The organism is Exiguobacterium artemiae 255-15 (assembly GCF_000019905.1).
GTDB lineage: Bacteria > Bacillota > Bacilli > Exiguobacteriales > Exiguobacteriaceae > Exiguobacterium_A > Exiguobacterium_A artemiae.
This window is the reverse complement of the sequence record NC_010556.1, coordinates 1,517,616-1,538,792: the sequence shown is the minus strand read 5'-3', so window position 1 is coordinate 1,538,792 and position 21,177 is coordinate 1,517,616. Positions and strand designations below refer to the sequence as shown.

Sequence of the window (21,177 nt, the reverse complement as noted above, 5' to 3'; positions counted from 1 at the left end):
AGATGCGGAAAATCGTGCTGTTAAGCATAGCGGCCATCCTGTTGAGCGGATGCAGTCCGGACGCCAAACCGATTGAATATACGTATCTGCCCGAAGTGTACGATACATTGAATCTGACAGACTTCAAGGATGACGACCCGGCCATTGGCGTCCTCATCAAACAGGTATGTGCGACAAAAAAAGTTCCGGCTCCGAAGGAGTATTCCGTCGGGACACAATACTTTGTGAATCTGGTCAGCCAATTCCCGGAATCGCGCGGGGTGCAGGCAGTCTATTTGAAAACGAAACAGGACCGTTTCTTATACTGCCATGATTATATTTCAAAGCCAGGATTCCACAAATTAACGAAAAAACAGGACCGCTTCTCATCGGATGATCTGACGACACCTGAAAGTCAGGTGAAGATTCATCCGCTATCGCCGGACTTAAAGGAATCGGTCCGGGTATCCGGGTACGCCTTCATGAAGTCCGCGCGGCAGTTGACCGTTCCGACGACGGGGTATCTTGTCGTCCGAGCCACGAACGAACAGACGAAACAGACGATTGTCACGAATGTGATGGAACTGACACCGTTCGTCGGGACCGTTCCGCTTGTTCTCGAATCGAATATTCAAATTCAGGAACCGTACGAACTTCAGCTGAGTCTGATCGGTCAAGCACGGTATCGTGCCGCGATTCACGCTTCGAAGGAACCGGCTACCATCGAGTTTACGGAGACGCCGCATACAGACGGGGTTTACGGTACGGTCACGGTCAAGGAAAAAACGGGAAAAACGACCCGTTATCAGCTGACTGTCACGCAGGAACAACAGATGCCGTCCGGTCTGAACGTACCGCCGGACGAGCTGATCGACGCGGACTATTCGGTACCGCGGCTCGCCCTGTTTCATGACCGTCCATTCCCGAAAATGAAATTAGACCGGGACGGTGGCCAACACGAGACGAATCTGCTGGCACCGGAGACGTTTATCGAGACTTCACTCGAAGAATCGAAACAGCTGGTTCGTTTGATTAACACAAGCGAAGAGACCGAACGGAAAGGACGACTCGCCGAGCGACCGTACTTAACGTTGATGAAGGACGGAAAAGCGCAACAATTTAAGATTTATCTCGACCGGCGGATCAAAAAAACCGATGTCTATATCGAAGATGTCCACCGGAAGATCAGTTTTAAGTTGCCTGCAGAAGGGCGCGATTTGCTGCTTGATACCTATCAGGTCAAATGATTTAAAAAATCAGCTGTTCGACGAGGAAAATGACCGCACAAAACAAGATAAAGGCGATTCCTTCCTGCAACCACTCCCCGCGCGTCAGCCGCTCCCGTAAAAAGGACGCGCAGGCAATCAGCAGGGCAAAAAAGTACAGGTAGACAAAACCGCCGGACAGGAAAAAATCGATGATGAACATCATGCCGAACAAAACTGTCAAACCGGAACCGATGCCTTTACGTGTCGCCATCTTCCGTCACCTCTCGAGGTTCAATTTTAATTCTTTTACCCGCTTTCCGAATCATCCACTCCAGACAAAAACCGTCTCTTCCCCATTCATGGGAAAAGACGGTTTTGCTTAAGCGTGGGTATGATCGGCGACGACGGCATATTCCGTGACAGCGTTTGACAGGACAAGCGGTTTGACTTCCGATGTCCCTTCATCCCGTTTCTTATGGACACCTTTATAGGCCTGGCTCGCCTGCCAGGCATGGAAATGCTCCTGTTTGTCCCACGTCGTCATGATGGTGACGATATCATGCTCATCCTGACTGAGATCCACTAAGACCTGCATCCGGACAAATCCTTCCATCTGCTCAATTCCTTTTGTCGTCTGAAAACGTGCCGCGACTTGATCGGCTTTTCCGTTTTGTACACGCAGTTGATTCATGACAATCCACATACTATGTCCCCCTCTGTCTTAACTATCTTCAGTATACCGAACGCAAGACGGCTCTTCCCAGTCCGGAGACTTCAGTCAAGCGTATTCGACAACCGGCGCAACTGTTCGTTGCCCTGTGCATCGACAGCATGAATATCAAAAAAGAGCGACCGGGGAAAGGCTTCCGGCAAGGCTTGAATCGTATGGAAACTGTCCTTTTTCCGGACATCCAGCGTCCGTTTGATGTCTTTCAGCGGTACGTTCCGTTCCTGTTTCCCGTCGTACGTCGCTTTATACGGATCAAACGTCAACCGGTTCAGGTTTTGGGAGCGATTTTCCCCGTAAACGGCCAAATAACGTTTTTGCTCGATTTCCAGTAACCGTCCTTCAAACCAGTCGTTTGGTTGCGGCGCTTGGCGGATCAGGCGGACGATCCGATAGGTCGAGTCCGTTTGTTGCAACACGAGTAACAGATGCGCTTTTTCCGTTTTGACGAATGCAATCGTATGGCTGTCACCGAGCGGTTCGATCCAGTACACCTGTTTGGTCGAGAACGGAACCTTCGCCGGATACTGATTCATGACATCGATCAACGTTTGAGGCGTCACGCCATAAGCAGCAATCTGTGCCGTTTGTTTCAGTGAGGAGAGCAATCCGCCAGCGAGACAAATCATAGCCAAGAACAACCAAATCCGTTTCTTCATGCCGAACCTGAAGACGGAATAAAGTGTTTGACGAGTGTGTAGTGCGAGAATCCGGGTGGATAGTCCGCGATCACGCCGACTGTCTCGTATCCGTATTTTTGATAGAAGTCATACGCCTGAAAAGAAAACGTCGTCACAAGAACGCGGTTAACCCCGGATTGACGCGCTAACGTTTCGATTCGGTGTAACAGTTGACTGCCGAGACCTTGCGCACGTAAGCTGTCCGGTAGATAAAGAAATTCAATCTCAAGCCAACCCCAATAGATTTCCCCATAGATTCCTCCGACAATCTGTTCTTCCTCGAATACCATCACATGGACGGGATATACCGCAGCACGGCGTTTTTTGGCATGGTGCGGGGATTGTTCATTATTATACGTCCGAATTTTTTCCTGCAGAAACGTTTTGTAGGGAGCGGATTCTTCCGTCCCTTCCCGAATAGTCAGCATCCGCCTCTCCCCTTTTCTCACTTTCCGATTGAAAAACCGTCAAAATAACGACCGCCATGCGAATCGAGCCACTGTTCCACCAAATCGATGACAGCCTGTTTTTGATCGGATCGGAAATACACATTAAAAGCGTCCGTCAATCGTTTGGCCTCGACCGGATCGACGATTGCCAGACTGCGGATCAGCCATTTCCCTTGTCCCGTCCAGTGACCGGAAGCCCGCAACCGGAAGTCCGTCGCTTGTTCGAGCAACCGGGCAGCGATTCCGAGCCCGTCCGTCCGGTCGCTCACGCCGATGAAATCATCGAGCAGATCGGTCAGAAAGTACCGGGCCCGGTTCATTTCAGTAAGCGAAAGAACCGGCGGACCGGCAAGTAACTCTGTTTCGGCTTGTGTTTTCAGAGGCACAAGCATCGGATGATCCCGTACGACGAGACCTTCTGCGACCATCCGTTGCATCGACGGACGTCCGCGTTCCCGGTCCTGCCGGAAAAACTCCCGGATGGTCGTACTCGAATGGATGAATGCTTCGACCGGATATTGATCGAAGGTGAACGATTCCCGGTAAGAAGCTGCAACGGATTCATAAAACACGACGAGATCCAAATCGGATGTCGCAGTCGCCTGTCCCCGGACAAAACTTCCGGCGAGTAAAGCGGCGTCACAATCCGGATAACGGTTTTCGATAACGGAGCGTGCGGTCAGAAGTGCCTTTTGAAGCTGATCACTCATGTGTCTGATTATGCAAAAGCGTATTGTCGGAAGCGAAAACTGCCAGTTCATCGCCCGGTACGGCGACAATCGAGACAAGGCCTTTATCAGGTAACGTCATATCGATGGCCCATGATTCGTAATACGTATCCGACCCGTTGATCACAAGCGTTTTTCCCGAACTGAAGGTGATGAACAGATGAGGAGCGGCTTTTCCGATTCGGACGGCAATGATTCGTTCGGTATGTAACGTCACAATCAAGTGAAGCATCTCTTCTTTCGGCATATGGCGGACGACCCAGTCCTTCGAAGATTCGACATCCCCGTAATACAAGCGGTCGGTTTCAATCCGGATTGAGATATCTGGAATCGTGGCATCATAAAGATTAATCAGTTCGATGCTGATAAAGCCTGTCAGGTGAATCGTCGAGATTTGAGTCCCTGTTAAATACGTAGACACGAGCTTGCGGGCAATTTGATGATCTTCTTTGTTCATAATTCCACCTCTTCACGAAATAGTTGACGGTGATGTCGATCTGGTTGTCATTTTTCTATCCTCTAAATTTACCACATATTTGCAGACGACGGGAATGGCAACAACAAAAAAACAGATGACCGTCCCGTGAACGCCATCTGTCTGTAAAAGGTCAATTCGCTTTTTTCAGGATATTTAGCAGCCACTTCTGCAAGTCTTTGCCACCTTCGTAAAACGAACAGTCGCGGAGCTCAATCGTATGTCCGCCTGCTTGAATCAATTCGTTGAACGTATCTCCAAGATCGCGGTTTTCCCACTTCCGTTCATCGTTGAGGTACTTGAAACCGAAGTTGCATTCCACATTAAAGATGATATGGAACGGCTCTTTAAAGGACTGCACGGCGCGGATCATCTCGAGGAGAATCATCCGTTTCGGCGTTGATTTTTTAAACGTATCGATGACGGTCGTCCGGCGTCCGTGAAATTCGACGACACGGACGGCACGTCCTTCATCGGCTTTGAAATCGTAACTCGTCCGGATGGAAACGATGATTTCGCGTTGATCTGTCTGTTGCATGTTTTACCACTGCCTTTCTCTCGCTTGAGTATACCATCACCCACGGCTTGTCTTGAAGGGTTATTTCAGAATCCGTCCCGAGAATGATTGAACCCTCCCATTATTTGTCTTATAATGAAAAATATGCTGAAAGGAGCTTGATTGTGAAACCGTTATTTTCCATTATCCTCACTGTTTGCTTACTTTTCACCGGGTGTTACTGTACGCTCGACGAGCAGACGGACGGCCCCCACTTCAAGTCTCGTGCGCGGACGATTTCGAAGTATCATACGTTTGATATCGAATTCTCGAAAGGACTGCGTCCGGAACAAGTCTCGGACCGGACGGTCACGATCACGGATTCGACCGGCGAACGGATGCAGACGGAGCTTGAAGTCATTGACGGCAAGGAACTCCGGATCAAGCCGCCCCGCTCGGGTTATCAAAAGGGACGCCGTTACATCATACATATCCGGGATTCGGTTGATGCACGAAAACAAATTAAAAGTAATACGATAAAAGAACGGATCTTCACTGTTGATCGTTAAACAGGAAGATCCGTTTTTTTGTCCGGTCGTTCAAATGTCAGGTTCAGCCGGCGCTCCGCCAGATGGAGTGACAGCGATCGTGCCAGACCGAAACCAATGAATGCGAGCCAGACCCCGTGATTGCCGATCCAGTAAATCGACAGCAGTAATAGTCCGAACACAAGAAAAGCCTGAATCATCGAGTTCCGGACCGGTTTTGCCCGGGCCAGTCCCGAAAAGACCCCTTCGTACAGCATCGCAAATCCACCGGTCAACGGAAAGACGAGAATCCACCCATAATACAGGGCGGAGACGTCGAGCAGGAGCGGATCGGTTGAAAACAGCCGCAGGAAGGCATCCTGGAAAACGGCTAACAGTCCGATCATCAACACGATGGAAGCGATCCCGAATTGCCGTGTCAATGAAAGACTTTTCCGGTAACCGGCTTCATCACGCCGCCCCCGCGCCCGTCCGACGAGAATCGTCGAAGCACTGCCGAGTCCTCCGAACCAGTAGGCGATCACATACTGGATTTGCAACAAGATGGCGTTGGCCGCCAGCACATCCGGTCCGAATTGCGCACCGGTCCGGGTAAACCAGCCGGTCACGAGCAACAGAAAAATAGTCCGGACGAATAAATCGGCATTGACGGTAAAAAACTGCCGGTACGCCTGGACATGAAATAAGAGATCGCGATAGACGGCTTTCCAGGCGAGTTGCCGGAACATGATCAGGAATCCGGAAGCGACGATACTGATTTCAGCGACGAGTGTCGCAATCGCGACACCGGCAACACCGTATCCGAGGCCGAGGACAAAGACGACATCGAGGACGATATTGATGAGGTTGCTGAATATTTGAATCAACAGAGCACGTTTCACCTGCCCCTGCCCGATCAGCCAGCCGAGAACCGCGTATCCGACCAGGACGAACGGTGCCCCGTAAATCCGGTAATCAATGTACGTCGTGACATCCGGCAACAAGGATTCAGGCGCTGCCAGTAAGTAAAGTCCCCCTGCCGTCAACGGAACACGTAAAAGGATCAATACGAGTCCGATCATGAATCCGAGCAAAACCGGGCGGTATAAAGCAAAGTGCAACGCCGTTTCATCCTGATGGACACTCGCTTGGGCACTGAAGCCGGTCGTACTGACTTTTAAAAATCCGAACAGCCAATAAATCGTGTTAAAGAACACAGCGCCGATCGCTATCGCACCGATGGCGATCGCATCTCCGGTTTGTCCGATCGTAATCGTATCGGTGACGCCAAGCAGCGGTGTCAAAATACTCGACAGGATCAGCGGATAAGCCAGCAGTCCGTACTGGCGTGCCGTAACAGTCGTCGGGACTGACATGACCAGCCCTCCTTTTTTGAGTAGCCAGGCTACTTTCGATTTCATCAAACATCTGCTTAGTATAATGTATTTTTGACGTAAAAAGACCTTCTTCCGGATGACTCTTGTCAGAATCACACGAAAGAAGGCAGGAATGAGTCATTAAAACCATGCAGGCGTCATAACACCCGCACAAATTCTTTTGCCTGTTGCTCCAATTGCTTGGCAGAATCCGCCAAGAGATCAAATTCGCGGACCGTCTGTTCGAGCTGTCCGCTGCTTGTTTTAACTTTTAACGAGATGTGTTCAATGCTCGTTGAGACTTCCTCAATCCGTTGAACGATCCCTTCGATATTCTCCTTGATTTCACCGATCGATAGCGAGACTTTATTGGACAGATTGCGGACTTCTGTCGCGACGACGTTGAACCCGCGTCCGTGTTCACCGGCGCGCGCCGCTTCGATCGCTGCATTCAGGGCCAACAGGTTGGTTTGGGCGGCGATGTCACGGATTGTCGTGACGATATCGGTGATTGAATCCGTCTGCGCCTGGAGTTGGACGAGATTCGCGAGATTTGCTGTCGATTCCGCTTCGACCTGCTGAACGGTTGCCAATACATGGAGTCCATCCTGGCGTCCGCTTTCTGATTTCACCGTCAAAAAAGCTGAGGTGGCATTCAATTCGTCTGCCATCCGCAAGACATCCTGTTGTCGAACGGTGATGTCGGTTGCAATTTTTGACACGCCGACGACACGCCGTCCGTCCTCCGAGAAAATCGGCATATACGTCGCTTCGAGCCACTTTTGTTGTCCGTCCGCCGACCGCCGCTCGATTTTGTCTTGATACGTGATGCCTTGCATCAGCTTGCGCCAAAACAGTTCATAAGCCGGACTGTCCGCGAATCCGGGGAAACAAAGGTCCCGGTGGTACCGCCCGATTAACTCATCGACCTCATACCCCATCGTCCGGGCAAACAACTCATTGACGTAAGCGACCTTACGTCGGTCATCAAATCGGATAATCGCCAGGTTCTGTTCAATTGCCCGGATGACTTGGGTATCCGTCACGCGTGTCGTCTGTTCTTGCATCGATTGATCCACCCTTTCCCGTCTGCTGAAGACTCCTCATTTGGATTACACTATCTTATTATTCCTTTTATCGACTAATTCCTTCCATATTGAATAGAGTTCCGTCAATTAATGACTGCTCTAAATTATTATTCAATCAAAAAAGGCCCCCTTTGATCAGGGAACCTTAAGAAATCTCTTTAATAAGCACTCCAGCCGCCGTCCGCGATGACAATTGCCCCGTTGACGAAACTGCTCTCTTCGGAAACAAGGAACAACGCCAACCGGGCAATTTCTTCCGGCTTCGCTGACCGGGGATTCAGTCCCATCCCGAGCATCGTCCGGCCCATCCCGAATTCATTGATGTTCGTCATCGACTGACCGATGTTCGTCTCGACTGCACCGGGAGCAATTCCGTTGCAACGGATTCCTTCCTTAGCGTACAGATAGGCGGTGTTTTTCGTCAAGCCGACGACGGCGTGTTTCGACGCCGTATAGGCGGCTCCGGCCCGCGCACCGTTCAACCCGCCGATTGAAATGTTATTGAGAATGACACCGTGACCCTGTTTCTGGAACAACGGAACGGCAAGCCGCATCGCACGCATGACGGCGGTCGTGTTAACGGAGAAAACACGTTCCCAGCGCTCGTCCGAGATATCCCCTACGCCTTCCATTCCGTCCATGATGCCGGCATTATTGACAAGGACATCCAGCTTCCCGTACGTCGTAATGGTTTGATCGATCAATTGCTGAACGGCGGTTTCTTCTGCCACATTCGTTTCCACTGCGAGTGCCGTTCCGCCGTTTTCAGTAATCGACTGCGCGACTTGTCGTGCTGCTTCACCGTGAATATCCGAAACAACGACATGTGCCCCCTCCGCTGCAAATATCTCTGCCATCGCCTTACCCATTCCGGAAGCGGCTCCGGTAACGATGATGACTTTTCCGTCTAAACGCATGATCATCTCATCCTTTCCGATTGGATTGAAGTCTTCCTTTGTCTTTTCCCGTTTTCCATCCGGACAGTCACTCTAATTGATGGCAATTCGGTAAACGTTTTTATGAAAAACACAAAAAAACCGGGACCCTCTGATGAGAGCTCCCGGACGTTTCGATTATTTTAATTCGCGGCTTGTTTTTTCTTCCGCCGCTTCATTGTTTTTGCTTTTCGCCTCGAATTCGGCCCGTGTCATGACGTCTTCGACATGCATGTTGACTTCGACGACTTCAAGACCTGTCATATCGCCAATCGCTTTTTTGATTTTTGCGACTGTTTCCTGGAAAATCGTCGGGATGTTTTTGCCGTATTCGACGATGACGCGAAGGTCAAGCGCCACCTGGCGTTCACCGACTTCTGCGCCGACACCTTTTGTAATGTCTTCCGTGCTGCGGAGGCGATCCGTCAAACCGCTCATGAATCCACCACTCATTGATAAAATGCCTTGGACTTCGTTTGACGCAATCCCGGCGATTTTTTTAATGACCTGATCTTCGAACGTTAATTTGTTTGAACGTACCTCTTCCGTTTGTCCAGTCGTGTTTAATGATTCGTTTGCCATTTGAAATCTCTCCTTTTGAATGATGTGTAGGTTGTTTTATATATGAATCAGTCCCGGTTAAAGAACTGAATCCATCCTTCAATATCAAGTGCGCCGTCCTGCCACTTCCCGATCAAAAAGCCGATCGCGGTAAAGACGAGCAACAGCATCGTGGGTCCGAAACCGATTGTCAGGAACAGAACCGCGATCACGAGTCCAACGAGACCGCCGATTAATCGGAACCGGTACGGATACAACTGTTCTTTCGTACTCATGTTCAATTCCTCCCTTTAAACGACTCGTTCCGACGTTTTTGTTTTTGTATCACTGATTTTGACTTTCGTGCTCGTTACCGGTAATTCCAGTAACGACTCGACCGCGTGTTTCGCCCGTTCTTGAATATCTTTCCCGATCGTCGGCAACCCTTCCTGTCCGAAAACTGAACAGTCAACGGTCAGAGCGACTGTTTCTTTCTTCGAATGGATATCCGCATGGACACTTGGTGTCCGGACGCCATTAATCCCACGAATCGACTCAAGTGCCGTCCGTTCGATGGTTTCTTTCGAAATCGTGATGTTGCCATCTCCTGTCCGGATCAACAACCGTTGACCTTTCGAGCGGCTGAGTAACCCGGTGAATAAGAGAATAACGAATACGAAAGCTAAAAACCCACCAATCGAGAGCACTGTGTAGCTGTACCATTGTTGATCCTGCCATTGTTCAAGTAACGGGCTGAGTCGTGGAACATCGTAGACGCCGAGAACCAGTAAGCCGACGCTCACCAACCCAAGCAGACCGATGAGAACGAGTAAGAAACGATTGAACCCATTCATCTTCATCTCTCCTTTTACATAACGTTGTAAGATTCTTTCACATAAGACTTTCGCCAGCTGAAATATTATGTGTATGGTGTGTTTATTCCCGTTCGCTAGACCTTAAAAAATCTAAGTGCACTTTTAATTAATGTTCCATTATTCTGATAATTTAGCTTTTAGCAAGTGAAATCCAGTGCTCCATTTACTATATTTAATAAAAAAAAGTCCCTTTCACCAAAAAAAGATGAAGGAACTTTCGTTTTTGAACAGTTTTTCACTTTTTATCACACTGATATAGCGCTGTCAACATCATTTTACTTGAACAGAAAATGCGACGTTTCCATCGCCTTTCTTCCACCAGGCCGAAACGTGATAGATATACAGACCTTTTTCCGTAGGTACGGTTAAGTCTTCATTCTTCAGCTGAACGGTTTTCGTCCTTCCATCCTTCAACCATTGTTCCGTCTGAATCCGTTCCGGCGCGGGACCGTCGTTAAAGGCGACCTTAATCTTCTGACCGGGTTTGACGACGGTTGGTGTCTGGTCGGCTGCCATGTCGAGCGGGGTCGTATCACTCAGGTCGATACATTTGCTGTTCAACAGGCTGTGCCAGCAAGACGATCCGCTGGTCACACCGATGTTTCTTCCATTGACGGAAACATCCGGTTCCGGCGGCGACCCGCGAAACGGCTCGACGTATAAAACCAATCCGACTACTACTATAAGAAGAACGAGCCAAAAGCCTTTTCGCATCGTATTCATCCTTTCCGTCTTCGAACTGTCCGTTCGAGGTTTGCTCATGTTTAAAAGAGGTTAATACTTCTAAGTTGAGTTAAAAAATATGTAGGAGGTTTTCTAAATGATCGAAAACAAAGTCGTCATCATTACAGGAGCATCAAGTGGCATTGGGGAAGCTACTGCTAAGTTACTCGCTAAACAAGGTGCGCAACTGGTCCTCGCAGCGCGCCGGGAAGATCGTTTGAAAACTTTGCAACAGGAAATCGAACAACTCGGTGGTAAAGCCGTCTATCAAGTGACGGACGTCACGGATTCGGCGCAAGTCGAGCAACTCGCAAAACTCGCGCAGGATACGTTCGGTTCGGTCGATGTCCTCGTCAACAATGCGGGCCTGATGCCGCTGTCGAAACTGAACAAAAACAAGCAGGACGAGTGGAACACGATGGTCGACGTCAATATTAAAGGTGTGCTGTACGGCATTGGTGCCGTCCTGCCATACATGCGTGAGCAAAAACGCGGACATATCATCAACATCTCGTCTGTCGCAGGACACGACGTCATGCCGTCGAGTGCCGTTTACAGCGGGACGAAATTTGCCGTCCGTGCGATTACGGAAGGTTTGCGAAAAGAAGAGTCGGTCGAAAACAATATCCGCGCGACGATCATTTCACCGGGAGCCGTTGATACCGAGCTGAAAGATCACATCACGGACGAAGAAATCAAACAAGGCATCGGCGACTTAAAAGCGATGGACGCTGACGCCATTGCCCGTGCGATTGCTTACGCCGTCAATGAACCGGACGATGTCGCGGTCAATGAAATCCTGATCCGCCCGACTGCCCAACAATAAGTCAAAACGAACACCGCCTGTACGCAGGCGGTGTTTTTTAATGGAGCAATCGTTCGGCAATCAACTGATAGGACCGGAGCCGCTTGTCCTGATCAAACGCATTATTGATCAACAGAAACTGATCGGTCTGGTAACGGTCGGACAACTCCTGCAATTCTTGCGCGACGGTTTCCGGTGTCCCGACGATCGTCCGCCGGCGGTCGTGCTGGATTCGTTGTTGTTGCTCGGCATTCCACGACTTGCTTTCTGTAGTCGCAAACGACGGCACGATCGAATGGCCAAGCCGGATTCCTTGAATCCAGGCGTCTTGCGTCCGTGCCAAGGCTTCCGCTTCTTCCATCGTTTCGGCACAGATGACGAAAACGCAGACGATGACATTCGGTGTCCGTCCGTCGACCGGAACGAATGCGTCGCGATACGTCTGCAGCGTTTCTTCCCACTTGTCGGGATTGATGAAATGACCAAACACGAGTCCGTGTCCCCGCTCGGCAGCAAGTGCGGCACTGCGCGGAGACAGTCCGAGCACGGATAACGGTAACCGTTCCTTAATCCGCGGTGTCGTCTTGACGATCCGGTACGGGTGGCGCGATGATAACCGGTCGGTCAAAAAGCCGTCGACTTCATCAAGCAGTCGCGGAAACTCAGCAGCGGCATTCTCGGCCCCGTCCGTCAAGGCACGCCGGGTCCGTTCACTGCCACCGGGTGAATTGCCGATTCCGAGCTCGATCCGGTTCGGATAAAATGCGGCAAGGGTCGAAAATGACTCGGCGATTTTGAGCGGATGATACTGCGGCAATAAGATCCCGCCGGAACCAAGTTTAATCTTCGAGGTCGCGTCCCCCATCCGGGCAATGAATAATTCCGGTGCCGCACTGAGCAAACCGTTCGTGTTGTGATGTTCGGCAAACCAGTACCGGTCATAGCCGAGACGTTCCGCCTCGACGACCAGTCGTTTTGTTGACTCCATCGTCTGTTCGATCGTATCCCCCTCGTGAAGCGGGACCTGATCCAAGATTCCTAAGCGCATACGCTCGCCTCCTCTACACATTCAGTGTACGCGGTCGCTGCGGTGAATTCAAAAAGAAGGGATCAGGCGCGGATGAGCCGGCGGTCTTCGATGACGAGACCGTCACGCATCTCGATTTTCCGGTCGGCCCGTTCGGCGAGAGCGGGATCGTGGGTGACGAACAGAACGCCGCACCCCTTTTCTTCATTCAAACTGCGCAACAGGTTAAAAATAATTTCACCGGTTTCGGTATCGAGATTGCCGGTCGGTTCGTCCGCCAGCAACCATTTCGGTTCGTGGACGAGAGCCCGGGCGACGGCGACCCGCTGTTGCTGACCGCCGGATAACTGCGACGGGAGTGAACCGGCTTTATCCGCCAGTCCGACTTTCTTGAGCAGCGACAAGGCCCGCTCTTTTTTATAGTACGTCACTTTCCGCCCGAATAACGGCGCCATGACGTTTTCAAGCGCGGTCAGTGTCGGAATCAGATGAAACTGTTGAAAGATGAAGCCGACGTTCTCAAACCGGAAATCGGACAGTTCTTTGCTCTTGAGCTGATGAATCGCCTGATCCCCGTAGGATAACGTACCGCTCGTCGGACGATCGAGTGTCCCAATCAAACTGAGCAACGTCGATTTGCCGGAGCCGGACGGACCGATGATGGAAATGAAGTCGCCGGCATCCAGTGTCAGGTTGATATTAGATAACGCATGTGTCTCGATGCCGTCACCGGTAAAGGATTTTCCAAGTTGCCGGCAAATGAATGTATTTGGCATGCGTGTTCTCCCCCTTTAAATGTAGCTGTCTACCTGTTTCTCCTTTTTATTGGGAATTCCTGCAAAAAAGACCTTCTTTTCAGAAGGTCAGCGTCAAGAAGACATCGAAGGGTGATGTGGCGACGATTTTTTTTGATACAGCCATTCATACGGCACGATATAAAACAGGCAGGCCAATGTCGCGAAGCGGACGATGCCGCTTAAGTTTTGCCGGGACTCGACAAAAGTCTCCTGACCGAAATAGTCATAAAATCCGACGAACAATAAAATCGTAAAGACACCGGCCGTCACATAAATCAAACAGCGTAAGGAAAACGGATAATGCCTTGTAATGAAGAGCATCGGCAGACCGACAGTAAAGGTAAACAAGGTCGTCGCAAACGTACCAAACTGATACAGGAATTCATTTTCGATATTTGTCAGGAAGGCATAGGCAGTGAACAGCAAAAAGGATCCGATTGCACTGACGGCTGAATAACTGATCAGTCGCATCTTGACATTTCCCCTTTCAAAAGTGAAGGCGTTTTCATTAAACGGCAGACGACCATCATCTTGTCCGGACAAGACGATGGAGGATATCCGCAAGCGTTTCGGTTCCGAGCTCTGCTTCAAGAGCCTGTTGAGCCCGGGTAAATGACTGGTTGAGTGTGGACTGGATGTCGCGGCCGACCGGACAGGCCGGATTCGGCTGCTCGTGCATGGAAAATAAGGTCTCTTTCGGTTCGACGGCCCGGTAAATCATTAGTAATGTAATGTCCTGCGGATCTTTTGTCAAAGTCGCCCCGCTTTTTCCGGCGACCGTCGACAGTAATCCCGCTTGGCGTAACGAGCCGATCAAGCGACGGATGACGACCGGATTCGTATTGACACTTCCGGCGATGTAGTCCGAAGACAAGGCTTGATCCGGATGTGTCGCGATCAAGGCCAGGATGTGGACAGAAACCGCTAGTCGACTGTTAATCATTTGTTTCACCACCAATGCATTTAGTGTAATGAGCATCCCGTTTAATGTCAATTGGCTTGACAATGATAAATTCTGTAACTAAAATAATTACATGTAAAGCTACATATAATCCCAAGGAGGCGTTTTTGGTGAAGGTTGCCATCATTGGAGCGAGTGGAAAAGCAGGACGGGTTATCTTAGAAGAGTTGGCAGAACGGGGTCACGCCTTGACGGCCATCGTCCGTGATGCCGCGCGTACGCAACACGATACGGTGCTCAAGCGGAATGCGTTCGCACTGACGACGGAGGAATTGACGGATTTTGATGTCGTCATCAATGCCTTTGGAGCGTCACCCGGAAATGAACACCAACATGTCGATCTCGGTCGGCACTTGATTGATCAGTTACGCGGTACGCCGACCCGCTTGATCATCGTCGGCGGTGCGGGCAGCCTGTATGTCGACGAGGAACAGACACTCCGTCTTGCGGATACACCGGATTTCCCGTCTGCTTACCTGCCGACAGCAAAGAATCAGGCGAAAAACCTGGAAGATTTGCGACAGACCGTTGATTTACACTGGACGTTCATCAGTCCGGCCGCCTTCTTTGATCCGGAAGGACCGAGGACCGGAAAGTATCAATTGGCGAAAGATGTCCTGACCGTCAATGCCGCGGGTGAAAGTTACATCAGTTACGCTGATTATGCCGTTGCGTTAGCGGATGAAGTCGAGCATCACCGCCACGACAAGGAACGGATTTCTGTAGTATCCGTCTAATTTTAGGCATCTGCGACGTTCCCGTCCGACGGGAACGTTTTTTTGTATATCCAATCCGCGAATGACTCACCGGGATCCCCTTCCTTTCTTCCAATCTGTTTTTCCCTTATACTTGAAGGTGACTCAGTGAAAAGGACTCAATCAATCTTGCATCCGCGTCACTCCAATCGTTCATGAAAAATGGGACGACGTATTTTTTTCATGGCAACAGGCAATATGATTCGAGCGAGGAGAACATTATGAGAATTGGCTATATGCGACCATTTTTTGAAGATCCGACTTGTGAAAAACAGGTTGAGGTACTGAAGACATATGAAACAGATGAAATTAAAACAGAGGAACACGGAGCCTCGAAACGCCGGTACGTGCTCGATCAACTGTTGGAAGATCTGACGCCGGGTGATATCGTCCTGGTCTCGCATTTGTATGTGCTGGCAGATTCGACCCGTCATTTGATTGATGTATTAAACGAGCTTGATACGAAACAATCCTATCTTTTGTCCATCCGGGAAGGGATCGACACCCGGAAGCCGCTTGACCAGTCCTTCCGGGACATCGTTCAGCACCTGGTCGCCCTGCAGAGCGACGTCGTCAGCATGGCGACCCGTGAAGGCTTGTCCAAAGCAAAGGAACTCGGCAAACAGACAGGACGTCCGCGAAAGCCGGATGAAAACGTCAAACGGGCGATTGACATGTATCAAAGCAAAGAGTATAGCCTGGCCGATATCCGGGAACAGACCGGAATCAGCAAAAGTACCCTTTACCGTTATTTAGAAAAATAACAGGCAGAAAGGCGGAAGAAACATGGACAAGGAGACGTTACAGGAAAACCTGCACCAACGCTGGCTTGATCATCCGGATCGGCATCCAGGTATCCGGTGGGAGGAAATCGTGACACGGTTATCGCCGGAAATGCTCGAAGCGCTTGACTGGATGGAACAGACCGGCGGTGAACCGGATATCCTGTTGCTGCCGGACAGTCAGTTGCTTCTCGTCGATTGTGCACCGGAAAGTCCGGTCGGTCGCCGCAGTTTGTGTTATGACAATCTTGCGCTCGAAAAGCGGAAGAAAAATAAACCTGCCGGCAGTGCCGTCGCTAGCGCAACCGAACACGGCGTCCGGTTACTGACGGAAGAGCTCTACCGTCACTTGCAGACCGTCGGTGAATTTGACCTCAAGACGTCTAGCTGGATTGAAACTCCGGACGCCATCCGGACGCAAGGCGGTGCTTTATATTGCGACCGGAGATACGGTCATGTTTTTCTCTATCACAACGGTGCCGATTCCTATTACGCCAATCGCGGATTTCGAACGTATCTCATGCTAGGAACGATTTAAAAAATGGTCCTCAAGCTTTCCGGCCTGAGGACCATTTTTTTGATCTTCCGTCATGGGATGATGACTAAGGATACGGTTCTTTTCGTCTCCACCTCTTCGTGATGTGCGGATAATCCGTGATACTTTTCCAGTAAAGCGGCGAGCTCGGATTCAAACGTCCGGAATGTTTCATCTGGTAAATTGAGTTTTACAAGCGAGAATGTCGCCTGATCCGGGCTGTCGGTTAAAGAAAGCGTCTCCTGATAGTTCTTATAATTTTGCAAGATATACATAAAATAAAGCGAAACGAAATTGACTTTTTCGTCGTACGTCGCAGAAGTCCAGTCTTCCTCTTTAATTTTATATCCGGAAGTGTTCAAGGCATAAATTTTTTCCTCGACTTTTCCTGCACGCTGGACGCCGATTACTTTCAATAAAGAATCTTGAAGCATCGCATTCACATGACGGTACAGCGTAGCTTGGGGAACATCATCGAGCCGTTTGTTCAGCTGCATGATGGACATTCCCTCATCACAATCAATCAATTCCAGTGCGATTTTGAACCGGACCTGATTCTTAAACAAATCTAAATTCATTTCATTGCTCCCCTTCCTGCAATATTAAATGTGCCGTATTTCAAACAAGATACGTTCCGCTATATGAACATACCATATGTTCAGCGCAATTTTTAAAGCTTTCACTGATTTGATCAAAAGTAAAAACAGGTTGACTTATTAATTATCATTATCGATAATGATAATAGAAAGGAGTGACTGTATGAATACAGAGATAACGCCTTTACTTGAGATTGACTGGCTGCAATGGCTTCCCCTCCTCATCCCGATTTTCTCCTTACATGTATTGTTGATCGGAATTACCCTTTTTGACTGGTCGAACCGAAAAAAACAGATTGCTTTGCCGTATGTCTGGTTATTCGTCATTTTAAGTATGCAACTGATTGGCCCGATCCTGTACCTGATCGTCGGAAGGAGGAGCATCCGTCATGATTACCATTCATAATCTCCACAAAACGTTGAATAAACGAAAAATTCTCGACGGAATTGATTTTTCATTTCAGGAAAACGAATGCATCGGCTTGCTTGGCCCCAATGGAGCAGGTAAAACAACGCTGATCAAATGCCTGATGGGAATTCTTTCATATGAATCAGGTGAGATTTCATTTCAGGATCAACCGATTGAACGTTACAAAAAACAGATCGGTTACTTATCGCAATACACGGATTTTAAACCCTGGATGACGTGCCGGGAATCTTTGCTCTTTTTCGGAAAATTATCCGGCATAAAAAAAGAGTTGCTAGAGAAGCGTATTTCAGAAACATTAAAAGAAGTCGGTCTTCAGGACAAACAAGATGTTCCGGTCGAACAGTTATCAGGCGGAATGAAACAACGCCTCGGAATTGCGCAAGCCATTCTGCATGAGCCGCAACTTTTAATTTTAGACGAACCTGTCGCCTCCCTCGATCCAATCGGGCGAAATGAAATCCGGAACTTGATCGGGCGTCTGAAGCAACGGATGACGATTTTATTGTCGACGCACATACTGCATGACATCCGGGAGATTTGTGACCGTTATATTATCATGAAAAACGGCCGGATCATCAAACACCTTTACCGGGAGGATCAAACGATTGATCTTCAACAGGTGCGCCTTCAGTTCAGGAATGCCGTATCAGTCGATCAGGTCCTGAATTGCTTTCCATCCGTCACCGTAGAAAAACTATCCCCTGTTGCCTTTCTCATCACCGGAACACATGCGTTCAATTTGAAACACGTCTTAACCGCCTGCTCTTTAAAACAGTTGGACGTGATATCCGTCGGTTTCCATGAAGTGGGACTGGAAGACACGTTTCTCGAACTGGCGGCGGATGTATGAGTCAGTTCACAGCACTTGTAAGGGTAGAACTGACAGAAGCGGCAAAGGAATATAAATACGTCTGGTTGACGATTTTTTTTGTTCTACTCGGTTTGACCCAACCGTTGATTAATCTGTATATGGACCTCATTCTGCAACAGATGGGCGGTTCGATCGGAGTCATCCTCGACCCGGACAAACCGGCTCCGACAGCAAACGAAGTATTTTTATCGACCATTTCCGGTCAATTTAATCAAATCGGACTGATTATCTTACTGATCAGCTTCATGGGACTGATTGCAACGGACCGTCAAAACGGGATGCAGGATTTTATTCTGACGCGCCCGGTTTCGATACACTGTTATGTTTCCGCCAAACTGATTGCCCATTGGTTCATCAGCATGTTCAGTCTTGGATTCGGGATTCTGACCTCCTACGGCTGTACCGTGTATTTGTTCGGCGCGTTCCCGATGACAAAATTGATTTCTTTTTCCGTTCTCTACAGTTTGTGGATTCTTTATTTGATCAGTCTGGTCATCGTCATCAGTATGTATGTAAGACATCAGGTCCTGATTGCGATCTCTGCCATCGGAATCAGCTTTCTGCTTCTGGTCCTCAAGAACCTTGATCCTGTTTTTTCTGATGGGTTCCCCTCGTCGATCCTAAACGTCGCGGAGCATCAACTGGTCAGATCGTCTGTTGTGTCATATCGAAGTATCTTTTCGTGTTTGCTGTTCACCTTTTTGAATCTCATGTGGGCTAGTAAAAAGCTCAAAAATTGACGATTTTCCATCTCCCTTTTCATGGCTACGACAACACGGCACCTGCCAAAGCGGGTGCCGTGTTTAGGATGTTCGAGACTTTCGGAAATGAAAATGGGATTTTCTGTATATCAAGAACGGTTTCTTTGCTATACTTTACTGTGTCTGGTTTTACAAATCATTCCATCTTCGGATTAAGGAATAACTACATAAGGCAGGTGAACCCGTGTGCTGTGGGTCGGAATCATGATTGGGGTTGTATGTACGCTGCTTGGACGCTTCATGTTCCAAAAACGGTCGTCTTCGGTCCAGCCGACGATCGCGACATTCGGAAAACATTCGAAAGATATCATGTACATTTTTGAAGTGAGACCGGTCTATCGGTTCCGTTATATCAGCCCTGCCCTCGATGAACATATCGGTGCCGGGACGGTCGAGGCGAGTTATGCCGACCCGTCGGATTGTTTCGACCGGATTCATCCGGATGATGTCGAGATTCTGATGTCGAAAATCTCCGGCAACTGCAACTATGACGAGCCGTTTCCGCAACGCTGGCGGACGAACGATGGAATCTACATCTGGTTTGAGGAATACACGACACCGATTTATGAAAACGGCGAAATCGTTGCTGTCCAGGGCGTCATCCGGAATATGGATGCCGCGAGAGCACGTCAGAAGGAACTCGAGCAACTGTGCGAACGTGATTCCTTGACGGGACTGTACAACCGGCATGCGTTTGACGGGCTGGTTTCGGAGTTGCAAGACGGTCCATTGCTTCCTCTGGGTTTAATAACCCTTGACCTCAATGACTTAAAGCAAGTGAACGACCGGTTCGGACATGTGGCGGGAGACGCTCTGCTCGAACAGACGGCTCTTTGTTTAAGCCGATTCAGCCCAGACGCCTTTCGTCTCGGCGGGGATGAATTTGTCATCGTCAGTCAAAATGGGACAGAACAAACTGTGCTCGATTTAATCGCCGCCCTACGATGCGATTTCGATCGTCATGAGTTGTCGGTTTCGCTTGGTTTTGCTTACCAAACAGCGACGACAGACGTCCTGGACTTGTTACGAAAAGCCGATCAGATGATGTATCAAGAAAAGCAACGGTCGAAAACGTTGGTATGAGTCATGTGACGTCGAGCTTGGTTACAGCTGAGATGACAAGATCAGGACGGTCAAGATGAATCGCGTGACCTGCGCCTGTTGCCGTGATGAAATCAGCTTGTTTCGTTAATGTTGCCTGCCGTAAGACTAACCGGTGCCATGTCTCCTCGACCTGCCGCAGCTCGTCTTCCGGTAAGCCGTCGTTGATGCCGTCCTGGATGGAAAGCTCCGGATCCCGCCCAATCACAATCAAGGGAACGTCCGGAAACGGGCCGGTGCGGATCCGCGCCGCATCCGTTTTCCAGTGTTCCACTTCAGAATCCATCATCGCATACAGGTCTGGTTCGGTCTGAAAGTCGACCAGAGCATCCTGGACTGCTTGGGGTAATCGCTTTTGAGCCCCGGTCAGGACCGGTTGCAACAACTGTTTGAGTTGTTCTTTTGTTTTGATAGCGTAGTCCCGGCATAACGCTTGCCAGGCGGCATCCGATGATACCGCATCGAGAACCGGCGTATCGAGCGCATCAAGTTCATGTAAATCGACGGATGTGGAATCAACCAGTATCAGGCCTTTGATACGTTCCGGGAACAGTTTCGTAAATTCCTGAGCAATCAATCCCCCGTAGGAATGACCGATCAGCAGAATTGGTTCATCAACGTTTGATCCGCTTAACAGAGTTTGCAACTGTTGGATGGCGTGACCTGTCCGGTGAATACCGTCCCCTTCTTTCCAGGAATGGCGGTGGAAACTGAGAATCCTGTGGGCGGGTCGCAGCGACTGGATGACTTCATACCATTCTTCATAGGAACAGCCCATTCCAGTTAAAATGACGACCGGTGTTCCGGCTGATTTCGTGTCGAACCATTGTTTCGGGTATGATGGAGCATTGAAATGCATGGTGGACCTCCTTTTTGTGGACAGGACTGGTAGTATAGAAACAATTGAATTATCCTTTTTGGCTTGATTTTATTTAAATTAATATTACGGT

30 protein-coding genes are annotated in these 21,177 nt (G+C 49.4%); 10 read left to right on the top strand and 20 right to left on the bottom strand.

Annotation, left to right across the window (positions count from 1 at the left end):
- Positions 1-2 precede the first annotated feature (2 nt).
- Positions 3-1,226, top strand: coding sequence for a hypothetical protein (locus EXIG_RS08135; protein WP_012370452.1), 1,224 nt, complete (start codon positions 3-5; stop codon positions 1,224-1,226).
- 1 nt (position 1,227) lies between these two features.
- Here the strand turns inward: EXIG_RS08135 and EXIG_RS08130 are convergent, their stop codons facing one another.
- The 7 genes from EXIG_RS08130 to EXIG_RS08100 form a co-directional block, all read right to left on the bottom strand.
- Entirely contained in the window at positions 1,228-1,458 is a 231-nt protein-coding gene (locus EXIG_RS08130) for a hypothetical protein (RefSeq protein WP_012370451.1), read from the bottom strand.
- 108 nt (positions 1,459-1,566) lie between these two features.
- Positions 1,567-1,890: an antibiotic biosynthesis monooxygenase gene (locus EXIG_RS08125; RefSeq protein WP_012370450.1), complete on the bottom strand. Its 324-nt coding sequence runs from the start codon at positions 1,888-1,890 to the stop codon at positions 1,567-1,569.
- A gap of 71 nt (positions 1,891-1,961) precedes the next feature.
- A complete protein-coding gene (locus EXIG_RS08120; RefSeq protein ID WP_012370449.1) occupies positions 1,962-2,573 on the bottom strand; it encodes a hypothetical protein in 612 nt (203 codons plus the stop codon).
- Positions 2,570-3,022 (bottom strand): GNAT family N-acetyltransferase, encoded by a 453-nt coding sequence (locus EXIG_RS08115; RefSeq protein WP_012370448.1) that lies wholly within the window; start codon positions 3,020-3,022, stop codon positions 2,570-2,572. Before EXIG_RS08115 ends, EXIG_RS08120 begins: the two co-directional genes overlap by 4 nt.
- 17 nt (positions 3,023-3,039) lie before the next feature.
- Complete coding sequence (locus EXIG_RS08110) at positions 3,040-3,753, bottom strand: nucleotidyltransferase domain-containing protein (RefSeq protein ID WP_012370447.1); 714 nt, start codon at positions 3,751-3,753, stop codon at positions 3,040-3,042.
- Complete coding sequence (locus EXIG_RS08105) at positions 3,746-4,228, bottom strand: hypothetical protein (RefSeq protein WP_012370446.1); 483 nt, start codon at positions 4,226-4,228, stop codon at positions 3,746-3,748. The genes EXIG_RS08110 and EXIG_RS08105 overlap by 8 nt, the downstream gene beginning before the upstream one ends.
- A 151-nt stretch (positions 4,229-4,379) precedes the next feature.
- Positions 4,380-4,784 carry a hypothetical protein gene (locus EXIG_RS08100; protein ID WP_012370445.1) on the bottom strand — a complete coding sequence of 135 codons (405 nt, stop codon included), beginning with the start codon at positions 4,782-4,784 and terminating at the stop codon, positions 4,380-4,382.
- A 143-nt stretch (positions 4,785-4,927) separates the two neighbouring features.
- Between EXIG_RS08100 and EXIG_RS08095 the strand changes: the two genes are divergently transcribed.
- A complete protein-coding gene (locus EXIG_RS08095) occupies positions 4,928-5,311 on the top strand; it encodes a hypothetical protein (RefSeq protein ID WP_012370444.1) in 384 nt (127 codons plus the stop codon).
- Here EXIG_RS08095 and EXIG_RS08090 read toward each other — a convergent pair.
- The 7 genes from EXIG_RS08090 to EXIG_RS08060 all read right to left on the bottom strand — a co-directional run bounded on the left by EXIG_RS08090 (position 5,308) and on the right by EXIG_RS08060 (position 10,797).
- On the bottom strand, positions 5,308-6,645 hold the full coding sequence (locus tag EXIG_RS08090) for an MATE family efflux transporter (protein WP_012370443.1): 1,338 nt from the start codon (positions 6,643-6,645) through the stop codon (positions 5,308-5,310). The two genes, EXIG_RS08095 and EXIG_RS08090, sit on opposite strands and share 4 nt — an antisense overlap.
- 158 nt (positions 6,646-6,803) lie before the next feature.
- Positions 6,804-7,724, bottom strand: a complete 921-nt coding sequence (locus EXIG_RS08085) for a methyl-accepting chemotaxis protein (protein WP_234944517.1) — start codon at positions 7,722-7,724, stop codon at positions 6,804-6,806.
- A gap of 167 nt (positions 7,725-7,891) precedes the next feature.
- Entirely contained in the window at positions 7,892-8,650 is a 759-nt protein-coding gene (locus EXIG_RS08080; protein ID WP_012370441.1) for an SDR family oxidoreductase, read from the bottom strand.
- 156 nt (positions 8,651-8,806) lie between these two features.
- Positions 8,807-9,250 (bottom strand): Asp23/Gls24 family envelope stress response protein, encoded by a 444-nt coding sequence (locus EXIG_RS08075; RefSeq protein ID WP_012370440.1) that lies wholly within the window; start codon positions 9,248-9,250, stop codon positions 8,807-8,809.
- A gap of 47 nt (positions 9,251-9,297) precedes the next feature.
- Entirely contained in the window at positions 9,298-9,504 is a 207-nt protein-coding gene (locus EXIG_RS08070) for a DUF2273 domain-containing protein (protein ID WP_012370439.1), read from the bottom strand.
- A gap of 15 nt (positions 9,505-9,519) precedes the next feature.
- On the bottom strand, positions 9,520-10,062 hold the full coding sequence (amaP, locus tag EXIG_RS08065; RefSeq protein WP_012370438.1) for an alkaline shock response membrane anchor protein AmaP: 543 nt from the start codon (positions 10,060-10,062) through the stop codon (positions 9,520-9,522).
- Positions 10,063-10,353: 291 nt separating this feature from the next.
- Positions 10,354-10,797, bottom strand: a complete 444-nt coding sequence (locus EXIG_RS08060; RefSeq protein ID WP_012370437.1) for a hypothetical protein — start codon at positions 10,795-10,797, stop codon at positions 10,354-10,356.
- Between the two features lie 106 nt (positions 10,798-10,903).
- Here EXIG_RS08060 and EXIG_RS08055 point away from each other — a divergent pair, with 106 nt between their 5' ends.
- Positions 10,904-11,632, top strand: a complete 729-nt coding sequence (locus tag EXIG_RS08055; protein WP_012370436.1) for an SDR family oxidoreductase — start codon at positions 10,904-10,906, stop codon at positions 11,630-11,632.
- 37 nt (positions 11,633-11,669) lie between these two features.
- Here the strand turns inward: EXIG_RS08055 and EXIG_RS08050 are convergent, their stop codons facing one another.
- The 4 genes from EXIG_RS08050 to EXIG_RS08035 form a co-directional block, all read right to left on the bottom strand.
- Entirely contained in the window at positions 11,670-12,659 is a 990-nt protein-coding gene (locus tag EXIG_RS08050; protein WP_012370435.1) for an LLM class flavin-dependent oxidoreductase, read from the bottom strand.
- A gap of 62 nt (positions 12,660-12,721) precedes the next feature.
- On the bottom strand, positions 12,722-13,414 hold the full coding sequence (locus EXIG_RS08045) for an ABC transporter ATP-binding protein (RefSeq protein WP_012370434.1): 693 nt from the start codon (positions 13,412-13,414) through the stop codon (positions 12,722-12,724).
- Between the two features lie 93 nt (positions 13,415-13,507).
- Positions 13,508-13,906 (bottom strand): hypothetical protein, encoded by a 399-nt coding sequence (locus EXIG_RS08040; protein WP_012370433.1) that lies wholly within the window; start codon positions 13,904-13,906, stop codon positions 13,508-13,510.
- Positions 13,907-13,961: 55 nt separating this feature from the next.
- Positions 13,962-14,378, bottom strand: coding sequence for an Rrf2 family transcriptional regulator (locus EXIG_RS08035; protein ID WP_012370432.1), 417 nt, complete (start codon positions 14,376-14,378; stop codon positions 13,962-13,964).
- Between the two features lie 128 nt (positions 14,379-14,506).
- Between EXIG_RS08035 and EXIG_RS08030 the strand changes: the two genes are divergently transcribed.
- From EXIG_RS08030 to EXIG_RS08020, 3 genes are all read left to right on the top strand, one after another.
- Complete coding sequence (locus tag EXIG_RS08030) at positions 14,507-15,133, top strand: NAD(P)-dependent oxidoreductase (protein WP_012370431.1); 627 nt, start codon at positions 14,507-14,509, stop codon at positions 15,131-15,133.
- A gap of 254 nt (positions 15,134-15,387) precedes the next feature.
- The gene (locus EXIG_RS08025; protein WP_326930229.1) at positions 15,388-15,915 is read left to right on the top strand and encodes a recombinase family protein; all 528 of its coding nucleotides are present in this window, start codon (positions 15,388-15,390) and stop codon (positions 15,913-15,915) included.
- A gap of 22 nt (positions 15,916-15,937) precedes the next feature.
- Positions 15,938-16,471, top strand: a complete 534-nt coding sequence (locus EXIG_RS08020; RefSeq protein ID WP_012370429.1) for a DUF4256 domain-containing protein — start codon at positions 15,938-15,940, stop codon at positions 16,469-16,471.
- A gap of 50 nt (positions 16,472-16,521) precedes the next feature.
- Here EXIG_RS08020 and EXIG_RS08015 read toward each other — a convergent pair whose 3' ends face one another.
- Complete coding sequence (locus EXIG_RS08015; RefSeq protein WP_012370428.1) at positions 16,522-17,046, bottom strand: transcriptional regulator; 525 nt, start codon at positions 17,044-17,046, stop codon at positions 16,522-16,524.
- A gap of 181 nt (positions 17,047-17,227) precedes the next feature.
- Between EXIG_RS08015 and EXIG_RS08010 the strand changes: the two genes are divergently transcribed.
- From EXIG_RS08010 to EXIG_RS07995, 4 genes are all read left to right on the top strand, one after another.
- A complete protein-coding gene (locus EXIG_RS08010; protein WP_012370427.1) occupies positions 17,228-17,470 on the top strand; it encodes a PLDc N-terminal domain-containing protein in 243 nt (80 codons plus the stop codon).
- Positions 17,454-18,344: an ABC transporter ATP-binding protein gene (locus EXIG_RS08005; RefSeq protein WP_012370426.1), complete on the top strand. Its 891-nt coding sequence runs from the start codon at positions 17,454-17,456 to the stop codon at positions 18,342-18,344. Before EXIG_RS08010 ends, EXIG_RS08005 begins: the two co-directional genes overlap by 17 nt.
- The gene (locus tag EXIG_RS08000) at positions 18,341-19,105 is read left to right on the top strand and encodes an ABC transporter permease (RefSeq protein ID WP_012370425.1); all 765 of its coding nucleotides are present in this window, start codon (positions 18,341-18,343) and stop codon (positions 19,103-19,105) included. Before EXIG_RS08005 ends, EXIG_RS08000 begins: the two co-directional genes overlap by 4 nt.
- A 207-nt stretch (positions 19,106-19,312) precedes the next feature.
- Positions 19,313-20,209, top strand: coding sequence for a sensor domain-containing diguanylate cyclase (locus EXIG_RS07995; protein WP_012370424.1), 897 nt, complete (start codon positions 19,313-19,315; stop codon positions 20,207-20,209).
- Position 20,210: 1 nt separating this feature from the next.
- Here EXIG_RS07995 and EXIG_RS07990 read toward each other — a convergent pair whose 3' ends face one another.
- A complete protein-coding gene (locus tag EXIG_RS07990; RefSeq protein ID WP_012370423.1) occupies positions 20,211-21,086 on the bottom strand; it encodes an alpha/beta fold hydrolase in 876 nt (291 codons plus the stop codon).
- Positions 21,087-21,177: the final 91 nt, after the last annotated feature.